A 15,998-nucleotide genomic window follows, 5' to 3' on the forward strand; every position below is an offset into this window, starting at 1 on the left:
TCCGCGGCTCTCACAGCTGCTGCGCGTCACCTTGAGCCTCCAGGCTGGTACTTATTCGTCACCTGTGCGGTTGACGCTCTCGGACACCTGCCCGAGCGCTTGTTTCTTCAACCGCCTCCGCACTCTCAACGACGGTCACCCGAAAGAGTTACGGGGCGGTCAGCCACCTTCGGCACTCTACGTGAGGGGGCGGACACAGCGCAGAGCGCGCGGGACACCCTCAACCTTTCATCACAACCTATGCCCCATTTAGCGCCTTTTCTTCCCTTTTACTGGTGTCTATGGCTAGATTCGCAATGAGTCATATTTTCATCTCCTTAGACAGTAGATGTACGGTCATCGGCACCGTATCCGCGTCAGAACGGCACCAAGGGGACCAGCAATGGCAGATTTCTCCCGCCTTCCCGGACCGAACGCAGATCTGTGGGACTGGCAGCTCCTCGCGGCCTGCCGCGGGGTCGACAGCTCACTCTTCTTCCACCCGGAGGGCGAGCGGGGAGCGGCTCGCAGTGCACGCGAGAACTCGGCCAAGGAGGTCTGCATGCGGTGCCCGGTGCGGGCGGAGTGCGCCGCGCACGCGCTCGCGGTGCGCGAGCCCTACGGCGTATGGGGCGGGCTGACCGAGGACGAGCGCGAAGAGCTGATGGGGCGGGCCCGCAACCGGCTCGTCACGGCGTCCGCCTCGACGAGCGGCGCCGTGTCCCACAGCGCCGTGTCCCACAGCTGAAGGAACGTTTCTTCACAAGGCGCCCCCGCGGGGGTGCCGATCAGCGGGCCGCGGCCCGCGCGAGGTGGTCCAGCGTGGCGGCGACGGCAGGCACCTGCGCCAGATCCGGCAGGGTGAGCGCGACGATCTCCCGCTGCACGGCAGGCTCCACCGTCACGGTGCGGGCGCCCTTGGGGCGCACCGACTCGATCGCGAGTTCGGGCAGCACCGCCACCCCGAGGCCGGCCCCGACCAGGCCGATCACCGCCGGATAGTCGTCGGTCGCGAAATCGATCCGGGGCACGAAGCCCGCGCTCTCGCAGACCTCCACCAGTTGCCTGCGGCAGCGGGGGCAGCCCGCGATCCACGACTCGTCCGCGAACTCCCCGATGGTGACCGATGCCGCGTCGGCGAGCCGGTGCCCCTCCGGCACGAGGCCGACGAGCCGGTCCGCGAGCAGCGGACGCACGACGAGGTCGCTCCACTCCTCCGCCGCCGTCGCCCCTTCGTACCGGAACGCCAGCGCCACGTCGCAGTCGCCCTCGCGCAGCATCTCCACGGAGCGCGGCGGTTCGGCCTCCACGAGCGAGACGCGCGTGCCGGGATGTGCCGCACGCAAGGCCGCGAGGGCGCAGGGGACGAGGGTCGAGCTGCCGCTGGGGAAGGAGACGAGCCGGACCCGGCCCGCGCGCAGGCCCGCGATCGCGGCGACCTCCTCCTCGGCGGCGGTGAGCCCGGCGAGGATGCCCGCCGCGTGCCGGACGAGGGCCTCGCCCGCCTGCGTCAGGCGCATCTCACGGCCCGTGCGGATCAGCAGCGGCGTGCCGGCCGAGGCTTCGAGTGCCTTCATCTGCTGGCTGACGGCGGGCTGGGTGCAGCCGAGCTCACGGGCCGCGGCCGAGAAGGAGCCGGTGGCGGCCACGGCGCGCAGCACACGGAGATGACGGGCCTCGATCATGGTTCGATCATAAGCGACGCTTGGACATGTCGCGAAATATTACGTCGCGTCTTTGAGGGTGACTCCCTTAGCCTGCCTGCCATGAAGCTTCTTTCTGTCAATGTGGGCCGCCACAAGCCGTCCGACCACACCGCCGCGCCCTCCGGTCTCACCGGCATCGACAAGCGCCCGGTCCCCGGACCCGTGCGCGTCGCCGCGCCGGGCGCGAAGGGGGTCGGCGGCAGCGGCGTCGAGGGTGACGAGATCTCCGACCTGCGGCACCACGGAGGCGACGACCAGGCGGTGTACGCCTACGCCCGCGAGGACCTCGACTCCTGGGAGCGGACGCTCGGGCGGGCCCTGCCCGACGGCTCCTTCGGCGAGAACCTCACGACGTCCGGGGTCGACGTGAACGGCGCGAGGATCGGCGAGCGCTGGCGGATAGGTGCCGATCTGGTGCTGGAGGTGACGAGCGGCCGCATTCCCTGCCGTACGTTCCAGGGCCACCTCGGCGAGAAGGGGTGGATCAAGCGGTTCACCGAGGGGGACGCCCCCGGCGCGTATCTGCGGGTCATCGAACCGGGTGAGATCCGGGCCGGGGACCGCATCGAGATCCTGCACCGACCGGCGCACGAGGTCACCGTCGGCCTGCAGTACCGGGCCGTCACGACGGAGAAGGCGCTGCTGCCGCAGCTGCTCGCGGCGGGCGACGCACTGCACCCGGAGACGGCCGCACGCGCGCGCAAGTACGTGGCGCAGCACGCGGTCACGGGATCTCACTAGCCTTGGGCCATGACTACGGCTCTGATTACGGGATCTACCGCCGGCATCGGCGCCGCCTTCGCGCGGCGCCTCGCGGGTGACGGGCACAACCTCGTGCTGGTGGCTCGCGACACCAAGCGGCTGCGCGAACAGGCGACCGAGCTGCACGACCGGCACGGCATCGAGGCGGAGGTGCTCACCGCCGACCTCGCGACGGACGCGGGCATCGAGGCGGTCGAGCAGCGGCTGTCGAACCGGAGGGACGCGGTCGACCTGCTGATCAACAACGCGGGGTTCGGCAACAAGGGCCGCTATCTGGAGGTGTCGCTCGAGGACGAGCTGACGATGCTCAAGGTGCACTGCGAGGCGGTGCTCCGGCTGACGTCGGCGGCGACGGCGTCGATGCGGGACCGCGGCCGCGGCGGTGTCGTGAACGTGGCGTCGGTGGCGGCGTTCGTGCCGCGCGGGACGTACGGCGCGTCCAAGGCGTGGGTCGTGCAGTTCACGCAGGGCGCGGCGAAGGACTTGGCCGGGTCCGGGGTGCGGCTGATGGCGCTCTGCCCCGGCTTCGTACGCACGGAGTTCCACCAGCGTGCCGGGATGGGTACGTCGAACATCCCCAACTGGATGTGGCTCGACGCGGACAAGCTGGTCGCGGTCGCTCTGGCCGACCTCGCCCGCGGCAAGACACTGTCCGTCCCCGACCCGCGGTACAAGGCGCTGATGGGGGTGGTGAAGGTGACGCCGCGGAATCTGCTGGGCGGGGTCACGTCGCGGACGGGCCGCAAGTACGGGCCGCAGTAGCTCCGGGGGCGGGGGCGCCCCGTAAGGGGCGCGGGGAACTGCGCGAGGACGGACCACGGCCCGCACCCGGCCACGTAAGCGCAACCAGGCAGACGCGAAGCCGGAAAGGACTGAGGCCCGGCTCCCCGTAAGGGAAGCCGGGCCTCAGTCACCGTTCAAGCGGGCGCAGCGGTCAGTGCGAGTGGCCGTGACCGTGGCTGTGACCGGCGTCGGCCTCTTCCTCGGCCGGCTTCTCGACGACCAGGGTCTCGGTCGTGAGGAGCAGGGAGGCGATCGACGCGGCGTTCTCCAGGGCGGAGCGGGTGACCTTGACCGGGTCGATGACGCCGGCCTTGACCAGGTCGCCGTACTCACCGGTCGCGGCGTTGAAGCCGAAGCCCTTCTCGAGCTCGGCGACCTTCGAGGTGATGACGTAGCCCTCGAGGCCGGCGTTCTCGGCGATCCAGCGCAGCGGCTCGACGGCGGCGCGGCGGACGACGGCGACACCGGTGGCCTCGTCGCCCTCCTTGCCGAGGTTGCCCTCGAGGACCTTGACGGCGTGCACCAGAGCCGAGCCACCACCGGAGACGATGCCCTCCTCGACCGCGGCGCGGGTCGCGGAGATGGCGTCCTCCAGACGGTGCTTCTTCTCCTTCAGCTCCACCTCGGTGGCGGCGCCGACCTTGATGACGCACACGCCGCCGGCCAGCTTCGCGAGGCGCTCCTGGAGCTTCTCGCGGTCCCAGTCGGAGTCCGTGGCCTCGATCTCGGCCTTGATCTGGGCGACGCGGGCGTCGGCGTCGGCCTTGTTGCCGCCGCCGTCGACGATCGTGGTGTCGTCCTTGGTGATGGTGACGCGGCGGGCGGTGCCGAGCACGTCGAGGCCGACCTGGTCGAGCTTGAGGCCGACCTCCTCGGCGATGACGGTGGCACCGGTGAGGGTGGCCATGTCGCCGAGCATCGCCTTGCGGCGGTCGCCGAAGCCGGGGGCCTTCACCGCGACGGCGTTGAAGGTGCCGCGGATCTTGTTCACGACCAGGGTCGACAGGGCCTCGCCCTCGACGTCCTCGGCGATGATCAGGAGCGGCTTCGAGGAGTTGGCCTGGATGACCTTCTCGAGCAGCGGCAGGAGGTCCTGGATCGACGAGATCTTGCCCTGGTGGATCAGGATGTACGGGTCGTCGAGGACGGCCTCCATACGCTCCTGGTCGGACACCATGTACGGCGACAGGTAGCCCTTGTCGAAGGCCATGCCCTCGGTGAAGTCGAGCTCCAGGCCGAAGGTGTTGGACTCCTCGACGGTGATGACACCGTCCTTGCCGACCTTGTCCATCGCCTCGGCGATGAGCTCGCCGACCTGCGGGTCCTGGGCCGACAGACCGGCGACGGCCGCGATGTCGGCCTTGTCGTCGATCGGGCGGGCGGTGGCGAGGAGCTCCTCGGAGACGGCCGCGACGGCGGCGTCGATGCCCTTCTTCAGGGCGGCCGGGGAGGCGCCGGCGGCGACGTTGCGCAGACCTTCCTTGACGAGGGCCTGGGCGAGCACGGTGGCGGTGGTGGTGCCGTCACCCGCGATGTCGTTGGTCTTGGTCGCCACCTCCTTCACCAGCTGGGCGCCGAGGTTCTCGTACGGGTCGTCGACCTCTACCTCGCGGGCGATGGTGACGCCGTCGTTGGTGATGGTCGGGGCGCCGAACTTCTTGTCGATGACGACGTTGCGGCCGCGGGGGCCGATCGTCACCTTGACCGTGTCGGCAAGCTTGTTGACGCCGCGCTCAAGGGCGCGACGGGCGTCCTCGTCGAACTTCAGGATCTTCGCCATGGGAGCGATTCAGCCCTCTCGAAAACTCGGTTGTAACGAACTACGCCCCTCGCCGCCCGGCAATCAGCGGGGTGACCAGGGGCGCAGCTCGGAAAGCAAATCTGCTGGGTGAACTACTTCTCGACGATCGCGAGCACGTCGCGGGCCGAGAGGACGAGGTACTCGTCACCGTTGTACTTCACCTCGGTGCCGCCGTACTTGCTGTACAGCACGACATCGCCGACCTTCACGTCGAGCGGCAGGCGCTCGCCGTTCTCGAAGCGGCCCGGGCCCACGGCGAGGACAGCACCCTCCTGGGGCTTCTCCTTCGCGGTGTCCGGAATGACCAGGCCGGAGGCCGTGGTCTGCTCGGCGTCGAGCGGCTGGACCACAATGCGGTCCTCAAGCGGCTTGATGGCAACCTTGGAGCTGGCGGTCGTCACGATCCGGTCTCCCCCTTCGGAGATCTCACGGGGTTAAGAGTCTGAGGTGTGGCGACCAGGTGGATCCGTCGTCGCGGGTGCCGGACCTGCCCGTCGCTGTTGGCACTCTCCAGTGGGGAGTGCCAGAAGCGAGACTAGGACGCGGGTTAGCACTCGGTCAAGCGGAGTGCCAATCGGCTGCGCCGGGCTTTAGCGGATTGGGGGTTCGGGCACCCCTTCGGGGCAACGGGTTCGGGTCGTCCGGGGTTCCCTGTCGGCGACAGGGGGGCGCCTTGGTTCCTCGTGCTCGGCACCGGGGGCTGTGCCCACCCGTCCCTCCCCCAGTGCCTCAAGGGCCTGGGGGGACCCCCAGCGGGACGCCTGCCCACAGCGGTGCGGTGCGCTCGGGGCGACCGTGGCTCCAGGCTTGAGTGGCAGTTTCTGGGCTGCCTTTCTGCCCAGGCGCTCGATCGGGTCCACCGAGTCCGCGCAGCCCGTGAGCAGTGCGGGCGCGAGTGCTCCGCACAGGAGGGCCGCGGCGAGGATGCGGCGGTGCGCTCGCGCCCGCGGGGTCACAGGTAGTCCTCCAGCCTGGCCACCGCGTACCCCTTGGCGGTGACGGTCTTCATGACCCGGCGGACCATGTCGGGCATGGTTCCCTTCCAGTCCTCACGCCCCCGGAAATGCGTGAGGATGATGTCGCCGGGGTGCAGGTCCTTGTCCCACTCGCGCCACTCCATGCGGTCGGCGAAGGCCTCCGACGCCCAGAGGGGCACCGCCTTGATCCCGCAGGCCTTGGCGGCGCGCAGGGTGTCCTCGTTGTAGTTGCCGTACGGCGGACGGAAGAGCTTGGGGCGTTTGCCGTAGCGCTTCTGGATGGTGTCCTGCATGCCGCAGATCTCGCGGCGCTGACCCTCGTACGAAAGTCCGGGCATGTAGGGGTGGTTGAGGGTGTGGTTGTTCAGGACGACGCCGCGGGACTGCATCTTCTTGAAGTAGGCGTAGTCCTCCTTGACGAGGTAGTCGCTGAGGAACGCGGTGTACGGGATCCGCAGGTCGCTCATCATCCTCAGGAGCGCAGGGTCCTTCTCGGCGCCGTCGTCGATGGTCAGGAAGACGACCTTCTTCTTGGTGGGGATGGTCGTGAAGACCGGCGGCAGGCCCTTGTGTCCCTTGACCTCGAAGCCCTTGCGGGTGGTGAGCCGCGGCTTGGTCCGGGGTGGCGCGGGTGCCGCGAGCGGGGTCTTCGCCAGGCCCCAGCGCTTGGCCGCCGCGGCCCGTGCCACCTGGACCGCGGCGAGTTTCCTTGCGTAGGCGTCGAGGGCGCGGGCGGGTGGGGCGTTGAGCGGCTGCTGGCCGTGGGCGGGTCTCACGCCGTCGGAGTCGTCCCCGGAGACGCAGCCCGAGGCGATCGCCGCGACGGACAGGGCGGCCACCAGGACACGCACCTGATTCTTCCGTCTTCTGGCGGATTCTTCCTTTTGTCGTACTAGTTGCATGGCGCCGGATCCTCGCAGTTCAAGGCCGTGGCGCGGGCCCGACACCGCCACCGGCCGACCACCATCCACCGACTGGCCCACAATGGGGCAGGTGAACGACCCGAACACGCCGAGCGGCCACGAGACCGACCTCGGCGACCCCCTCGCCGCCTTCGCCGCCCTGCGCACCGACGAGGGCCTGGCCCTGCTCGACGAGGTGCGGGACGTCGAGCCCGCGCAGGAGCTCGCCGCCGCCACCCGGCTGCGCCGCACGCACCCGGCGCTCCTGGTCTCCGCCGCCATCGCGCAGGCCCGGCTGCGCCGCCGGGCCGAAGCGAAGTTCGGGGCCGAGGACGCGGCCCGGATGTTCTTCACGCCGAACGGCGTCGAGCAGTCCACGCGCGCCTCCGTCGCCGCCCACCGCGCCACGGGCTTCCGGGACCTGGGCGTCCGTTCACTCGCCGACCTCTGCTGCGGCATCGGCGGCGACGCCATCGCGCTCGCGCGGGCCGGGATCTCCGTGCTCGCCGTCGACCGCGACCCCCTGACCTGCGCGGTCGCCCGTGCCAACGCCGACGCCCTCGGCCTCGCCGACCTCATCGAGGTCCGGGAGGCGGATGTCACCGAGGTGGACACCTCCGCGTACGACGCCGTCTTCGTCGACCCGGCACGGCGGGGCGGGCGCGGCCGGATCTTCGACCCCGAGGCCTACTCCCCACCCCTGTCCTGGGCGATCGGCGCCGCGCTCGAGGCCCCGCTCGCCGCGCTGAAGATCGCGCCCGGCATCCCGCACGAGGCGATCCCCGCCGAGGCCGGCGCCGAGTGGATCTCGGACGGCGGCGACGTGAAGGAGGCCGTGCTGTGGTTCGGCACGGACACCCCCGCCTCGCACCGCGCGACGCTCCTGCCCGGCGGCGCCTCCCTGTGGACCTCGCTCGCCGAGATGCTGCCGGACCCCGAGGTGCGTCCCGTCGGGCGTTACCTGTACGAGCCGGACGGCGCCGTCATCCGCGCCCACCTGGTCGCCGAGGTCGCCGCGCGGGTCGGGGGCGGGCTCATCGACGAGACCATCGCGTACGTCACCTCCGACGCCCGGCACGACACCCCGTACGCCACCGCGTACGAGATCACCGACCAGCTGCCCTTCAACGTGAAGAAGCTGAAGGCGCTGCTGCGGGAGCGCGGGGTCGGCATCCTCACCGTCAAGAAGCGCGGCTCCGCCGTCGAGCCGGAGGAGCTGCGGCGCAAGGTGAAGCCGCAGGGGAAGAACGCGGCGACCGTCTTCCTGACCCGCGTCGCGGGCGCCCCGACCATGCTGATCGGCCACCCGGTCACCCGGGGGACACAGCCCTAACAGCCGGCCGCCCGCTCCAGCAGCAGTTCGCGTTCCCGCATGTTCCTGGCCAGCGACGCCGCCCGCTCGAACTCCGCGCGGGCCTCCGCCCGCCGGCCGAGCCGCGCCAGCAGGTCACCGCGCACGCTGGGCAGCAAGTGGTAGTCGCGCAGCGCGGACTCGGCGGCGAGCGCGTCGACCAGGACCAGGCCGGCCTCCGTGCCCTGGGCCATCGCGACCGCGACCGCCCGGTTCAGCTCGACCACCGGGGACGGGGCGCGGGCGGCGAGCAGGCCGTAGAGGACGGCGATCTGCTGCCAGTCGGTGTCCTCGTACGTGTGCGCGTGCGCGTGGCAGGCGGCGATCGCGGCCTGGAGGGCGTACGGGCCGAGGCCCCCGGCGGGCGAGGCCGCCATGCTCTGCGCCCGCGCGAGCGCGGCGAAACCGCGCCGGATCAGCAGCTGGTTCCAGCGGGTGCGGTTCTGGTCCTTGAGCAGCACGGGCTCGCCTGACGGGCCCGTGCGCGCCGCCGTGCGGGAGGCCTGCAGCTCCAACAGCGCGGCCAGGCCGTGCACTTCGGACTCGTCGGGCATCAGGGCGGCGAGCACCCGGGCGAGGCGCAGCGCGTCCTCGCACAGGGCGGGGCGCAGCAGGTCGTCCCCCGCCGTGGCGGCGTACCCCTCGTTGAAGATCAGGTAGATGACTTCGAGGACCGAGCCGAGGCGGGCGTCGCGGTCCGGGCCGTAGGGGACCTCGAAGTCGATGCCTCCGGCGGCGAGGGCGCGCTTGGCGCGCACGATCCGCTGCGCCACGGTCGACTCGGAGGCGAGCACGGCGCGGGCGATCTCCCCGGTGGTCAGGCCGCCGAGGAGGCGCAGCGTGAGCGCCACGCGGGACTCGGCGGAGAGCACCGGGTGGCAGGCCGTGAAGATGAGGCGCAGCAGGTCGTCGTCGATGGCGTCGGGGTCGGCGGTCTCGTCGACGTGGGGCGCTGTGGCCTCCAGGTCGCGGCCGACCTCCGCGAGCTTCTGGGCGTAGCGCTCGCGGCGGCGCACCAGGTCGATGGCGCGGTGCCGGGCGGTGGCCATGAGCCAGGCGCCCGGGTTGTCCGGGACGCCCTCCCCGGGCCACCGTTCGAGGGCCGCCACCAGGGCGTCCTGCGCCAGCTCCTCGGCGATGCCGACGTCCCGTACGATCCGCGTGACGCCGGCGATGATGCGCGGCGACTCCATGCGGAAGACGGTCTCGATGACCTGGCGGGGCTGCTCCGGCGGATGGCTCACGGCCATCCATCAGAGCATCCCCGCACGGGACCCGCAAAGGCGCGCGCCGGTCTTGGCGGCTCTCGGAGCCTGTGGCTCTCAGCCCTCGATCTCCCTGACCTCCGCGGTGATCGTCCAGTGGTCGTCGTGGGTCTTGAGGAACCGTGTGGTCCACTCGACCGCCTCGGCCATGTCCTTGGCCTGGCAGATCGAGTAGCCGCCGATGACCTCCTTGGTCTCGGTGAAGGGGCCGTCGGTGGTGGACACTTCGCCCTTGTCCCATGTCACGCGGGTGCCTTCGGAGGTCGGCTTCAGGCCCGCGGTGTCGAGCATCACCCCGGCCTTGGTGATCTCTTCGAGCAGTGCGCCCATGCGCTCCTGCATCTCGGGGCTCGGGCCGCCCTCGGGGGCGTTGTTCTCGTCGATGCGGATCAGCGTCAGGTAGCGCGGCATGGTGGTCTCCCATCGGGTGGCGGCGGGGCTTCTCCTCGCCTCTCACCCTTGCGACGAACGGGAGACGCCCGTTTCGACATCGTCGCCGAGATTTTTCGAAGTTTCTTCGCGTGTGTCTGCGCCGGAGGGGGTTTCCGCAGGTCGCAGCGGTGCCGGGGTGGGTGTACGGCGTCCGTGCAGCACCGCTGTCGCGAGGGCGGCCGCCACCAGGAGGGCCGCCGACACGGCGAAGGCCGCCGCGTACCCCTCGGCGAGCGCGCCCGGGTCCCGCTCCGGGCCCGTGGCGTGCGCGGCGACCGTGACCAGGACCGCGAGGCCCAGCGAGCCGCCGAGCTGGCGCGAGCTGTTGAGCAGACCGGCGGCCATGCCGGTCTCCGCGGGGTCGACGCCGCTGGTCGCCGCGGTGCCCAGCGGTACGAAGCACATGCCGATGCCGACGCTCGCGACGAGCGAGGGCCCGAGGACGGAGCTCAGGAACGTGCCGCCCGCCTCGACCGTCAGTGCGAACCAGCCGAATCCGGCGGCCCCGAGCAGCCCGCCCGTCACGAGCAGCGCCCGCTCGCCCAAGTGCCCCACGGCCCTGGTCGCGACCGTCGACCCGGCCACGACGCCCGCGCAGAACGGCAGGAAGGCGGCGCCTGCCGCCGTCGGCCCGTACCCCATCACCTGCTGGAGGTAGAGCGAGGTGAAGTAGAAGGCGGCGAACTGCCCGGATGACATCAGCAGGGCGAAGACGTTCGCGGAGAGCACGGGGCGGTGTGCCGTGCCGAGCAGGCCGAGCCGCAGCAGGGGTTCCCGCTTGCGGGCCTCGACGGCGACGAAGGCTCCGAGCAGCGCGGCCGCCGTGCCGAGGGTTCCCAGCGTGACCCCTGATCCCCACGCGTACGTCTCCGTGCGCACGAGGCCGAGTACGAGCACCGTCATTCCCGCCGTGACGAGCAGGGCGCCCGTGACGTCGAGGCGGGGCGCGGGCCCTGTGCGGCGGTCGGCGGGCACGCCGTGGCGCGCGGCGAGGAGCGCGGCGAGCACGACGGGGACGTTGACGAGCATCACGGAGCGCCAGCCGACCCCGTCGGTGAGCAGGCCCCCCGCCATGATGCCGACCGCGCCGCCGAGCGCGCCCGAGACGCCCCAGAGGCCGAGCGCCCGGGACCGCGCGGGCCCCGCCGCGTAGTTGACGGTGATCAGGGCGAGCGCGACGGGAGCGAGCGCCGCCGCGCCCGCGCCCTGGACCGCCCGCGCCGCGATGAGCTGCCCCGGCGTGAGGGCGAGCCCGCCCGCGAGGCTCGCCGCGCCGAAGAGCGCGAAGCCCCAGAGGAGAGTGCGCCGCCGGCCGACCAGGTCGGCGAGTCGCCCACCGAGCATGAGCAGGCCGCCGAAGGCGAGCGCGTAGGCATTGACGACCCAGAGCAGCGAGCCGGGGTCGAAGCCGAGGTCGTCGCCCATGTCGGGCAGGGCGATGTTGACGACGGACATGTCGAGGGAGACGAGGAACTGCACGGTGAGCAACACCGGCAGCAGCCAACGCCCTTGCGGAGCGTTCGAGTTCACCTTGGTCACCATGCGACGGACATTACTATACGCGTATAGAAACTCCGCAAGTCCTGCTCGTCCCCGGCTCGGCCCGGCTCGGCCACACCCTCAGCCGTCAGGCACGACAATGGGCGGGTGGCAGCAGAGAAAGACCCGGACGGGGCAGCCGGAGAGCCGGGCAGCGCGGCGAACGCCGAGACTGTCGGTGGGCCCAGCGGCGCGGCGAACGCCCAGGCAGCCGACGGGCCCAGCGGTGCGGTGAAGAAGCGGCGCGTGGGGCGTCCCCCGCGTATTCAGACGGAGACGATCGTCGAGGTCGCCCGTCGCATCCTGGCGGCGGAAGGCGTCGCAGCCCTGAGCATGCGTCGGGTCGCCAAGGAGGTCGGTACGACGCCGATGGCGCTCTACCACCACGTGCGCGACAAGGACGAGCTCCTGATGCTCACGCTCTCCGGCACGGCCGCCGCGCTCCCCCGCCCCGAGCTGCCCGCCGACCCGCGCGAGCGCCTCCTCGCCGTCTCCCTGCACATGCACGGCATGCTGGCGCGGATGCCCTGGGTGGTCGAGGTGCTCAGCCTCGGCGACCTCACGGACAAGGGCGCGCTCTGGATGGTCGAGGAGATCGTCGGCGCGGGCATCGACTGCGGGCTCACCCCCGCGGACGCCGTCCGCGCGTACCGGACCATCTGGCACTGCGTCTACGGAGACCTCGTCTTCCGCCACGCGATGGAGCGCCGCGCCGAGGACCCGGGCCGCAAGCGCCACTTCCCCGACCTGCTCGCGGACGTGGACCCCGCCGAGCTCCCCCATCTCGCGGCACTCGCGGGCCGCTGGTCCGAGCTGACCGAGGACTACGACGTGGCGCGGCAACTGGACGCCGTGATCGACGGGTTGCTGGGCCGGGCGCAACGCCCAGGGTGACCGGAAGGGATGTGCGAGGCTCCCCCGCATGCCCTTCGACCACAACGACCACTACCACCGGCTGCTCCTGCGGAACCTGCCGTCGCCGACCCCGCCGGAGGGCCCGGGGAGAAGCCGTACCGTCCTCGACATCGGCTGCGGCACCGGCCGCTTCGCCCGCCTCCTCGCGGCCCGCGGTTACGAGGTCGACGCGCTCGACCCGTCGGCGGAGGTCATCGCCAAGGCCCGCGAGCTAGGTGGAGGCCCCCGTTTCCGGCAGGCGGACGTGACCGAGGAGGCGCTGCCCGCGGCCCACTACGACGCCGTCACCTGCCTGGCCAGCCTGCACCACATGCCGTTCGCCACGGTCACGCGCCTGCGCGACGCGCTCGCCCCGGGCGGCACCCTCCTCGTGCTCGGCTGCTACGCCGGGACGACCTGGTGGGACCTCGTGGCGTCCCCCGCCAACGCGATGGCCCGGGTGACGGTGTACGCGGCGGAGCGGCTGCGCGGCGGGTACGAGCCCCCGCTCAAGCCCCCTGTGCGACAGCCGGACATGCGGCTCCCCGAGATCCGCGCCGAGGCGGCCCGCCTCCTGCCCGGCGGCAGCATGCGCCAACTGCTGTTCTGGCGCTACCTGCTGACGTACCGGAAGCCCGAAGGGACCGAAGGGAACTGACCGGGCCCACGGCGTGTCCCTGACAGCAGGGGCTTCGGAAGCCTCCGGGGGGCGGGGACACGCATGGCCATGCTGCACCACGGCACACACGGGGACCTGCATCGCGCGGGACCGGAGAGTTCAGCGGCGTACCTGCGGACCGGTCTGGCCGTCGGCCTGTACGCGGTCGCCGGGGCGGGCTGGCTCGGCCACGAGGTGGAGGCCGGCGGCGCGGACGCCGGTGACTTCCTCACGGCCCTGTACGACCCGCGGGCGCCGCTCACCCCCTGGGCCCTGACCCCGCACGACTGGGCGCTGCTCGCGGCCGCGCTCGTCTTCGGCGGGCTCGCGTTCGCCCGCCGCCGGGTGGCGCGGGGCGCGCTGACGCTCCTGGCGGTGCTGCTGATCGGCCTCGCCCTGCGGGAACTGGTGGGCCTCGCGGTCTCCTCGGACCACCGCGCCGTCCTCGAGCGCTCCCACTACGGGCAGCTGCTCAGCGCCTTCCGGGCGACCGGGCTGCTGGTGGGCGTCGCGACGCTCATCGCGATGACGCGCGCGGGACGCCGCTCCGTCATCCCCAGGTCGTACGTCCCCTACGACGCCCCGCCCGCCCCGTACTCCGCGTACGGCCCACCGCCGACGGCGGCGCGCCGGCGGCTCACCGTGGCCGGAGCGTGCCTGCTCCTGTCAGGTGCGGTGGCCGTCGCCTGGCTGATCCACCGGCTGACGCGGGCGCAGGTCTTCCTCGTGGGCGGCTCGCCCGACGCCGGGGTCGGCGGCTTCTTCCGGGACGCGGTCGACGCCTCGTACTCGACGTCGATCCCCTACACCTTCCACACCGTGGCGTTCGCCCTCGCACCCCTGGCCGTCGGGGCGCTGCTGGTGGCGGGGCGCCCTGCGGGCCGGGGCGCGGGCCTCGCGCTGGCCTTCGTCCTGCTCTACGTGGACGGGCGCGGCCTGTACGCGTTCGTCGCCGACGACGCCCTCGACCTGTACTTCGACAGCACGCTCGGCACCCTGGCGGTGCTCTCCACGGCCGTCACGACGGTCCTGTCGCTCGTGACGGCCGCGGTGCTGCTGGGCGCCGAGGAGACCTAGGCCTCCTCGGCGCCGATGAGACCTAGGCCTCCTCGACCGACTCGAAGCGCCACCGGTGCACCGCCCGCGTCACCAGGCCTTCGCCGGGCTCCGGCAGTTCGGGCAGTTCGGTGTCGAGCGTGGCGTCCCACCAGGTGATGACGAGCACCCGGTCCTGCGGCGCCCGGAAGGTCTCGCGGCGCAGCGGGGTGCCGTCGAGCTCCTGGGCCCGCGCCCACGCGAGCAGCTCCGCCCCCCGCCCCTCGACGGCCCGGGCCTCCCACATCAGGGCGACGCTCACGAGTACAGGTTCTCCTTGCTGACCTCGTGCACGTGGTCGTGCGTGTGCGTGTGCCCGTGCGTGTGCCCCGGCACGTGCGGCTCGGTCACCGGGAGCGACGAGTCGGCCGAGAGGTCCCAGGACGAGGCGGCCCGGTTGCGGGCCACCATCTCGGCGCCGAGGGCCGCGACCATCGCGCCGTTGTCCGTGCACAGCTTCGGGCGCGGCACGCGCAGCCGGATCCCGGCCTTCTCGCACCGCTCCTGCGCCAGCGCCCGCAGCCGCGAGTTGGCGGCCACGCCACCGCCGATCATGAGGTGGTCGACGCCCTCGTCCTTGCAGGCCCGCACGGCCTTGCGGGTCAGCACGTCGACGACGGCCTCCTGGAAGGACGCCGACACGTCCCGCACCGGCACCTCCTCGCCCGCGGCCCGCTTCGCCTCGATCCAGCGGGCGACGGACGTCTTGAGCCCGGAGAAGGAGAAGTCGTAGGCCGGGTCGCGCGGACCGGTCAGACCGCGCGGGAAGGCGATCGCCGTCGGGTCGCCCTCGCGGGCGTAGCGGTCGATGACGGGGCCGCCGGGGAAGCCGAGGTTCAGCACCCGCGCGATCTTGTCGAAGGCCTCGCCCGCCGCGTCGTCGATGGTCGACCCGAGCGGCCGCACGTCCGAGGTGATGTCGGCGGACAGCAGCAGCGACGAGTGGCCGCCGGACACCAGGAGCGCCATGGTGGGCTCGGGCAGCGGCCCGTGCTCCAGCTGGTCCACGCAGATGTGCGAGGCGAGGTGGTTGACGCCGTAGAGCGGCTTGCCGAGCGCGTACGCGTACGCCTTGGCGGCGGAGACGCCGACGAGCAGCGCGCCCGCGAGGCCGGGACCCGCGGTGACCGCGATGCCGTCGAGGTCCTTCGCGCTCACACCCGCTTCCTTCAGGGCGCGGTCGATGGTGGGCACCATCGCTTCGAGGTGGGCGCGGGAGGCCACCTCGGGCACGACGCCGCCGAAGCGTGCGTGCTCGTCGACGCTGGAGGCGACGGCGTCCGCGAGCAGCGTGGTGCCGCGGACGATGCCGACGCCGGTCTCGTCGCAGGAGGTCTCGATGCCGAGGACGAGGGGTTCGTCGCGCGAGTCAGCCATGAATCTCGGTTCCTTGTACGCCTGATACGGGGGTGGAGGGATCGGTGCGGCGCATGACCAGGGCGTCCACGTTGCCGGGCTGGTAGTAGCCGCGCCGGAAGCCGATGGGCTCGAAGCCGAAGCGCTCGTACAGCTTCTGCGCCCGGGTGTTGTCGACCCGCACTTCCAGCATCACTTCGGAGCACTCGAAGGCGGTCGCGGCCTGGAGCAGGTCGGTGAGGAGCCGGGCGCCGAGCCCGGTGCCCCAGTGGTCGCGGGCCACCGCGATGGTCTGGACATCGGCGAGGTCACCGGAGGCGGCGAGGCCCGCGTAGCCGACGAGACGGTCGCCGGCCATGGCGACGACGTAGCGGCGGGTGGCGAGCGGCCCGCGCGAGTGGGCGAGCTCGGACCAGAACATCCCGCGCGACCAGGCGTCGTCCGGGAAGAGCTCCTTCTCCAGGACGAACACCGCGTCGATGTCCCACCAGCGCATCT

17 protein-coding genes are annotated in these 15,998 nt (G+C 71.9%); 7 read left to right on the forward strand and 10 right to left on the reverse strand.

What is annotated here, in order from left to right:
- Positions 1-382: 382 nt before the first annotated feature.
- A complete protein-coding gene (locus tag ACZ7LU_RS15690) occupies positions 383-727 on the forward strand; it encodes a WhiB family transcriptional regulator (RefSeq protein ID WP_468087925.1) in 345 nt (114 codons plus the stop codon).
- A 40-nt stretch (positions 728-767) separates the two neighbouring features.
- On the opposite strand, the gene ACZ7LU_RS15695 is transcribed toward ACZ7LU_RS15690, so the two are convergent.
- Positions 768-1,664 carry a LysR family transcriptional regulator gene (locus tag ACZ7LU_RS15695; RefSeq protein WP_471916947.1) on the reverse strand — a complete coding sequence of 299 codons (897 nt, stop codon included), beginning with the start codon at positions 1,662-1,664 and terminating at the stop codon, positions 768-770.
- 81 nt (positions 1,665-1,745) lie between these two features.
- Here ACZ7LU_RS15695 and ACZ7LU_RS15700 point away from each other — a divergent pair, with 81 nt between their 5' ends.
- Entirely contained in the window at positions 1,746-2,426 is a 681-nt protein-coding gene (locus ACZ7LU_RS15700) for an MOSC domain-containing protein (RefSeq protein ID WP_471916948.1), read from the forward strand.
- Between the two features lie 9 nt (positions 2,427-2,435).
- Positions 2,436-3,209 carry an SDR family NAD(P)-dependent oxidoreductase gene (locus ACZ7LU_RS15705; RefSeq protein ID WP_468557039.1) on the forward strand — a complete coding sequence of 258 codons (774 nt, stop codon included), beginning with the start codon at positions 2,436-2,438 and terminating at the stop codon, positions 3,207-3,209.
- Positions 3,210-3,381: 172 nt separating this feature from the next.
- Here the strand turns inward: ACZ7LU_RS15705 and groL are convergent, their stop codons facing one another.
- From groL to ACZ7LU_RS15720, 3 genes are all read right to left on the reverse strand, one after another.
- Positions 3,382-5,010 carry a chaperonin GroEL gene (gene groL, locus ACZ7LU_RS15710; protein ID WP_398300260.1) on the reverse strand — a complete coding sequence of 543 codons (1,629 nt, stop codon included), beginning with the start codon at positions 5,008-5,010 and terminating at the stop codon, positions 3,382-3,384.
- A 113-nt stretch (positions 5,011-5,123) separates the two neighbouring features.
- Positions 5,124-5,432: a co-chaperone GroES gene (groES, locus tag ACZ7LU_RS15715; RefSeq protein ID WP_006347174.1), complete on the reverse strand. Its 309-nt coding sequence runs from the start codon at positions 5,430-5,432 to the stop codon at positions 5,124-5,126.
- A 551-nt stretch (positions 5,433-5,983) separates the two neighbouring features.
- Complete coding sequence (locus tag ACZ7LU_RS15720) at positions 5,984-6,910, reverse strand: polysaccharide deacetylase family protein (RefSeq protein WP_471916949.1); 927 nt, start codon at positions 6,908-6,910, stop codon at positions 5,984-5,986.
- An 82-nt stretch (positions 6,911-6,992) separates the two neighbouring features.
- Here ACZ7LU_RS15720 and ACZ7LU_RS15725 point away from each other — a divergent pair, with 82 nt between their 5' ends.
- On the forward strand, positions 6,993-8,243 hold the full coding sequence (locus tag ACZ7LU_RS15725; RefSeq protein ID WP_471916950.1) for a THUMP-like domain-containing protein: 1,251 nt from the start codon (positions 6,993-6,995) through the stop codon (positions 8,241-8,243).
- Here ACZ7LU_RS15725 and ACZ7LU_RS15730 read toward each other — a convergent pair.
- The 3 genes from ACZ7LU_RS15730 to ACZ7LU_RS15740 form a co-directional block, all read right to left on the reverse strand.
- The gene (locus ACZ7LU_RS15730; protein ID WP_471113976.1) at positions 8,240-9,511 is read right to left on the reverse strand and encodes an RNA polymerase sigma factor; all 1,272 of its coding nucleotides are present in this window, start codon (positions 9,509-9,511) and stop codon (positions 8,240-8,242) included. The genes ACZ7LU_RS15725 and ACZ7LU_RS15730 overlap by 4 nt on opposite strands.
- Positions 9,512-9,583: 72 nt before the next feature.
- Positions 9,584-9,937 (reverse strand): YciI family protein, encoded by a 354-nt coding sequence (locus ACZ7LU_RS15735; protein WP_398300252.1) that lies wholly within the window; start codon positions 9,935-9,937, stop codon positions 9,584-9,586.
- A gap of 42 nt (positions 9,938-9,979) precedes the next feature.
- The gene (locus tag ACZ7LU_RS15740) at positions 9,980-11,500 is read right to left on the reverse strand and encodes an MFS transporter (RefSeq protein ID WP_471916951.1); all 1,521 of its coding nucleotides are present in this window, start codon (positions 11,498-11,500) and stop codon (positions 9,980-9,982) included.
- A gap of 228 nt (positions 11,501-11,728) precedes the next feature.
- Here ACZ7LU_RS15740 and ACZ7LU_RS15745 point away from each other — a divergent pair, with 228 nt between their 5' ends.
- From ACZ7LU_RS15745 to ACZ7LU_RS15755, 3 genes are all read left to right on the forward strand, one after another.
- Entirely contained in the window at positions 11,729-12,391 is a 663-nt protein-coding gene (locus ACZ7LU_RS15745; protein WP_468715884.1) for a TetR/AcrR family transcriptional regulator, read from the forward strand.
- A gap of 28 nt (positions 12,392-12,419) precedes the next feature.
- Positions 12,420-13,049 carry a class I SAM-dependent methyltransferase gene (locus ACZ7LU_RS15750; RefSeq protein ID WP_471916952.1) on the forward strand — a complete coding sequence of 210 codons (630 nt, stop codon included), beginning with the start codon at positions 12,420-12,422 and terminating at the stop codon, positions 13,047-13,049.
- A 63-nt stretch (positions 13,050-13,112) separates the two neighbouring features.
- Complete coding sequence (locus tag ACZ7LU_RS15755) at positions 13,113-14,126, forward strand: hypothetical protein (protein WP_471916953.1); 1,014 nt, start codon at positions 13,113-13,115, stop codon at positions 14,124-14,126.
- A 22-nt stretch (positions 14,127-14,148) separates the two neighbouring features.
- Here the strand turns inward: ACZ7LU_RS15755 and ACZ7LU_RS15760 are convergent, their stop codons facing one another.
- From ACZ7LU_RS15760 to rimI, 3 genes are read right to left on the reverse strand one after another with little or no spacing between them, the layout of a single operon-like run.
- Positions 14,149-14,406, reverse strand: coding sequence for a hypothetical protein (locus tag ACZ7LU_RS15760; protein WP_468087947.1), 258 nt, complete (start codon positions 14,404-14,406; stop codon positions 14,149-14,151).
- Positions 14,403-15,521, reverse strand: a complete 1,119-nt coding sequence (tsaD, locus tag ACZ7LU_RS15765; RefSeq protein ID WP_468087949.1) for a tRNA (adenosine(37)-N6)-threonylcarbamoyltransferase complex transferase subunit TsaD — start codon at positions 15,519-15,521, stop codon at positions 14,403-14,405. The genes ACZ7LU_RS15760 and tsaD overlap by 4 nt, the downstream gene beginning before the upstream one ends.
- Complete coding sequence (gene rimI / locus ACZ7LU_RS15770) at positions 15,514-15,996, reverse strand: ribosomal protein S18-alanine N-acetyltransferase (protein ID WP_398301389.1); 483 nt, start codon at positions 15,994-15,996, stop codon at positions 15,514-15,516. Before rimI ends, tsaD begins: the two co-directional genes overlap by 8 nt.
- Positions 15,997-15,998 lie beyond the last annotated feature (2 nt).

The organism is Streptomyces sp. NPDC039462 (assembly GCF_055639375.1).

Bases quoted from the DNA above. Each gene is read 5' to 3' on its own strand.
- ACZ7LU_RS15705 (WP_468557039.1), top strand. From the start codon at position 2,436: ATGACTACGGCTCTGATTACGGGATCTACCGCCGGCATCGGCGCCGCC.
- ACZ7LU_RS15740 (WP_471916951.1), bottom strand. From the start codon at position 11,500: ATGGTGACCAAGGTGAACTCGAACGCTCCGCAAGGGCGTTGGCTGCTG.
- ACZ7LU_RS15720 (WP_471916949.1), bottom strand. From the start codon at position 6,910: ATGCAACTAGTACGACAAAAGGAAGAATCCGCCAGAAGACGGAAGAAT.
- ACZ7LU_RS15725 (WP_471916950.1), top strand. From the start codon at position 6,993: ATGGGGCAGGTGAACGACCCGAACACGCCGAGCGGCCACGAGACCGAC.
- ACZ7LU_RS15730 (WP_471113976.1), bottom strand. From the start codon at position 9,511: ATGGCCGTGAGCCATCCGCCGGAGCAGCCCCGCCAGGTCATCGAGACC.
- ACZ7LU_RS15700 (WP_471916948.1), top strand. From the start codon at position 1,746: ATGAAGCTTCTTTCTGTCAATGTGGGCCGCCACAAGCCGTCCGACCAC.
- ACZ7LU_RS15690 (WP_468087925.1), top strand. From the start codon at position 383: ATGGCAGATTTCTCCCGCCTTCCCGGACCGAACGCAGATCTGTGGGAC.
- ACZ7LU_RS15695 (WP_471916947.1), bottom strand. From the start codon at position 1,664: ATGATCGAGGCCCGTCATCTCCGTGTGCTGCGCGCCGTGGCCGCCACC.
- tsaD (WP_468087949.1), bottom strand. From the start codon at position 15,521: ATGGCTGACTCGCGCGACGAACCCCTCGTCCTCGGCATCGAGACCTCC.
- groL (WP_398300260.1), bottom strand. From the start codon at position 5,010: ATGGCGAAGATCCTGAAGTTCGACGAGGACGCCCGTCGCGCCCTTGAG.
- rimI (WP_398301389.1), bottom strand. From the start codon at position 15,996: ATGCGCTGGTGGGACATCGACGCGGTGTTCGTCCTGGAGAAGGAGCTC.
- ACZ7LU_RS15735 (WP_398300252.1), bottom strand. From the start codon at position 9,937: ATGCCGCGCTACCTGACGCTGATCCGCATCGACGAGAACAACGCCCCC.
- ACZ7LU_RS15755 (WP_471916953.1), top strand. From the start codon at position 13,113: ATGGCCATGCTGCACCACGGCACACACGGGGACCTGCATCGCGCGGGA.
- ACZ7LU_RS15750 (WP_471916952.1), top strand. From the start codon at position 12,420: ATGCCCTTCGACCACAACGACCACTACCACCGGCTGCTCCTGCGGAAC.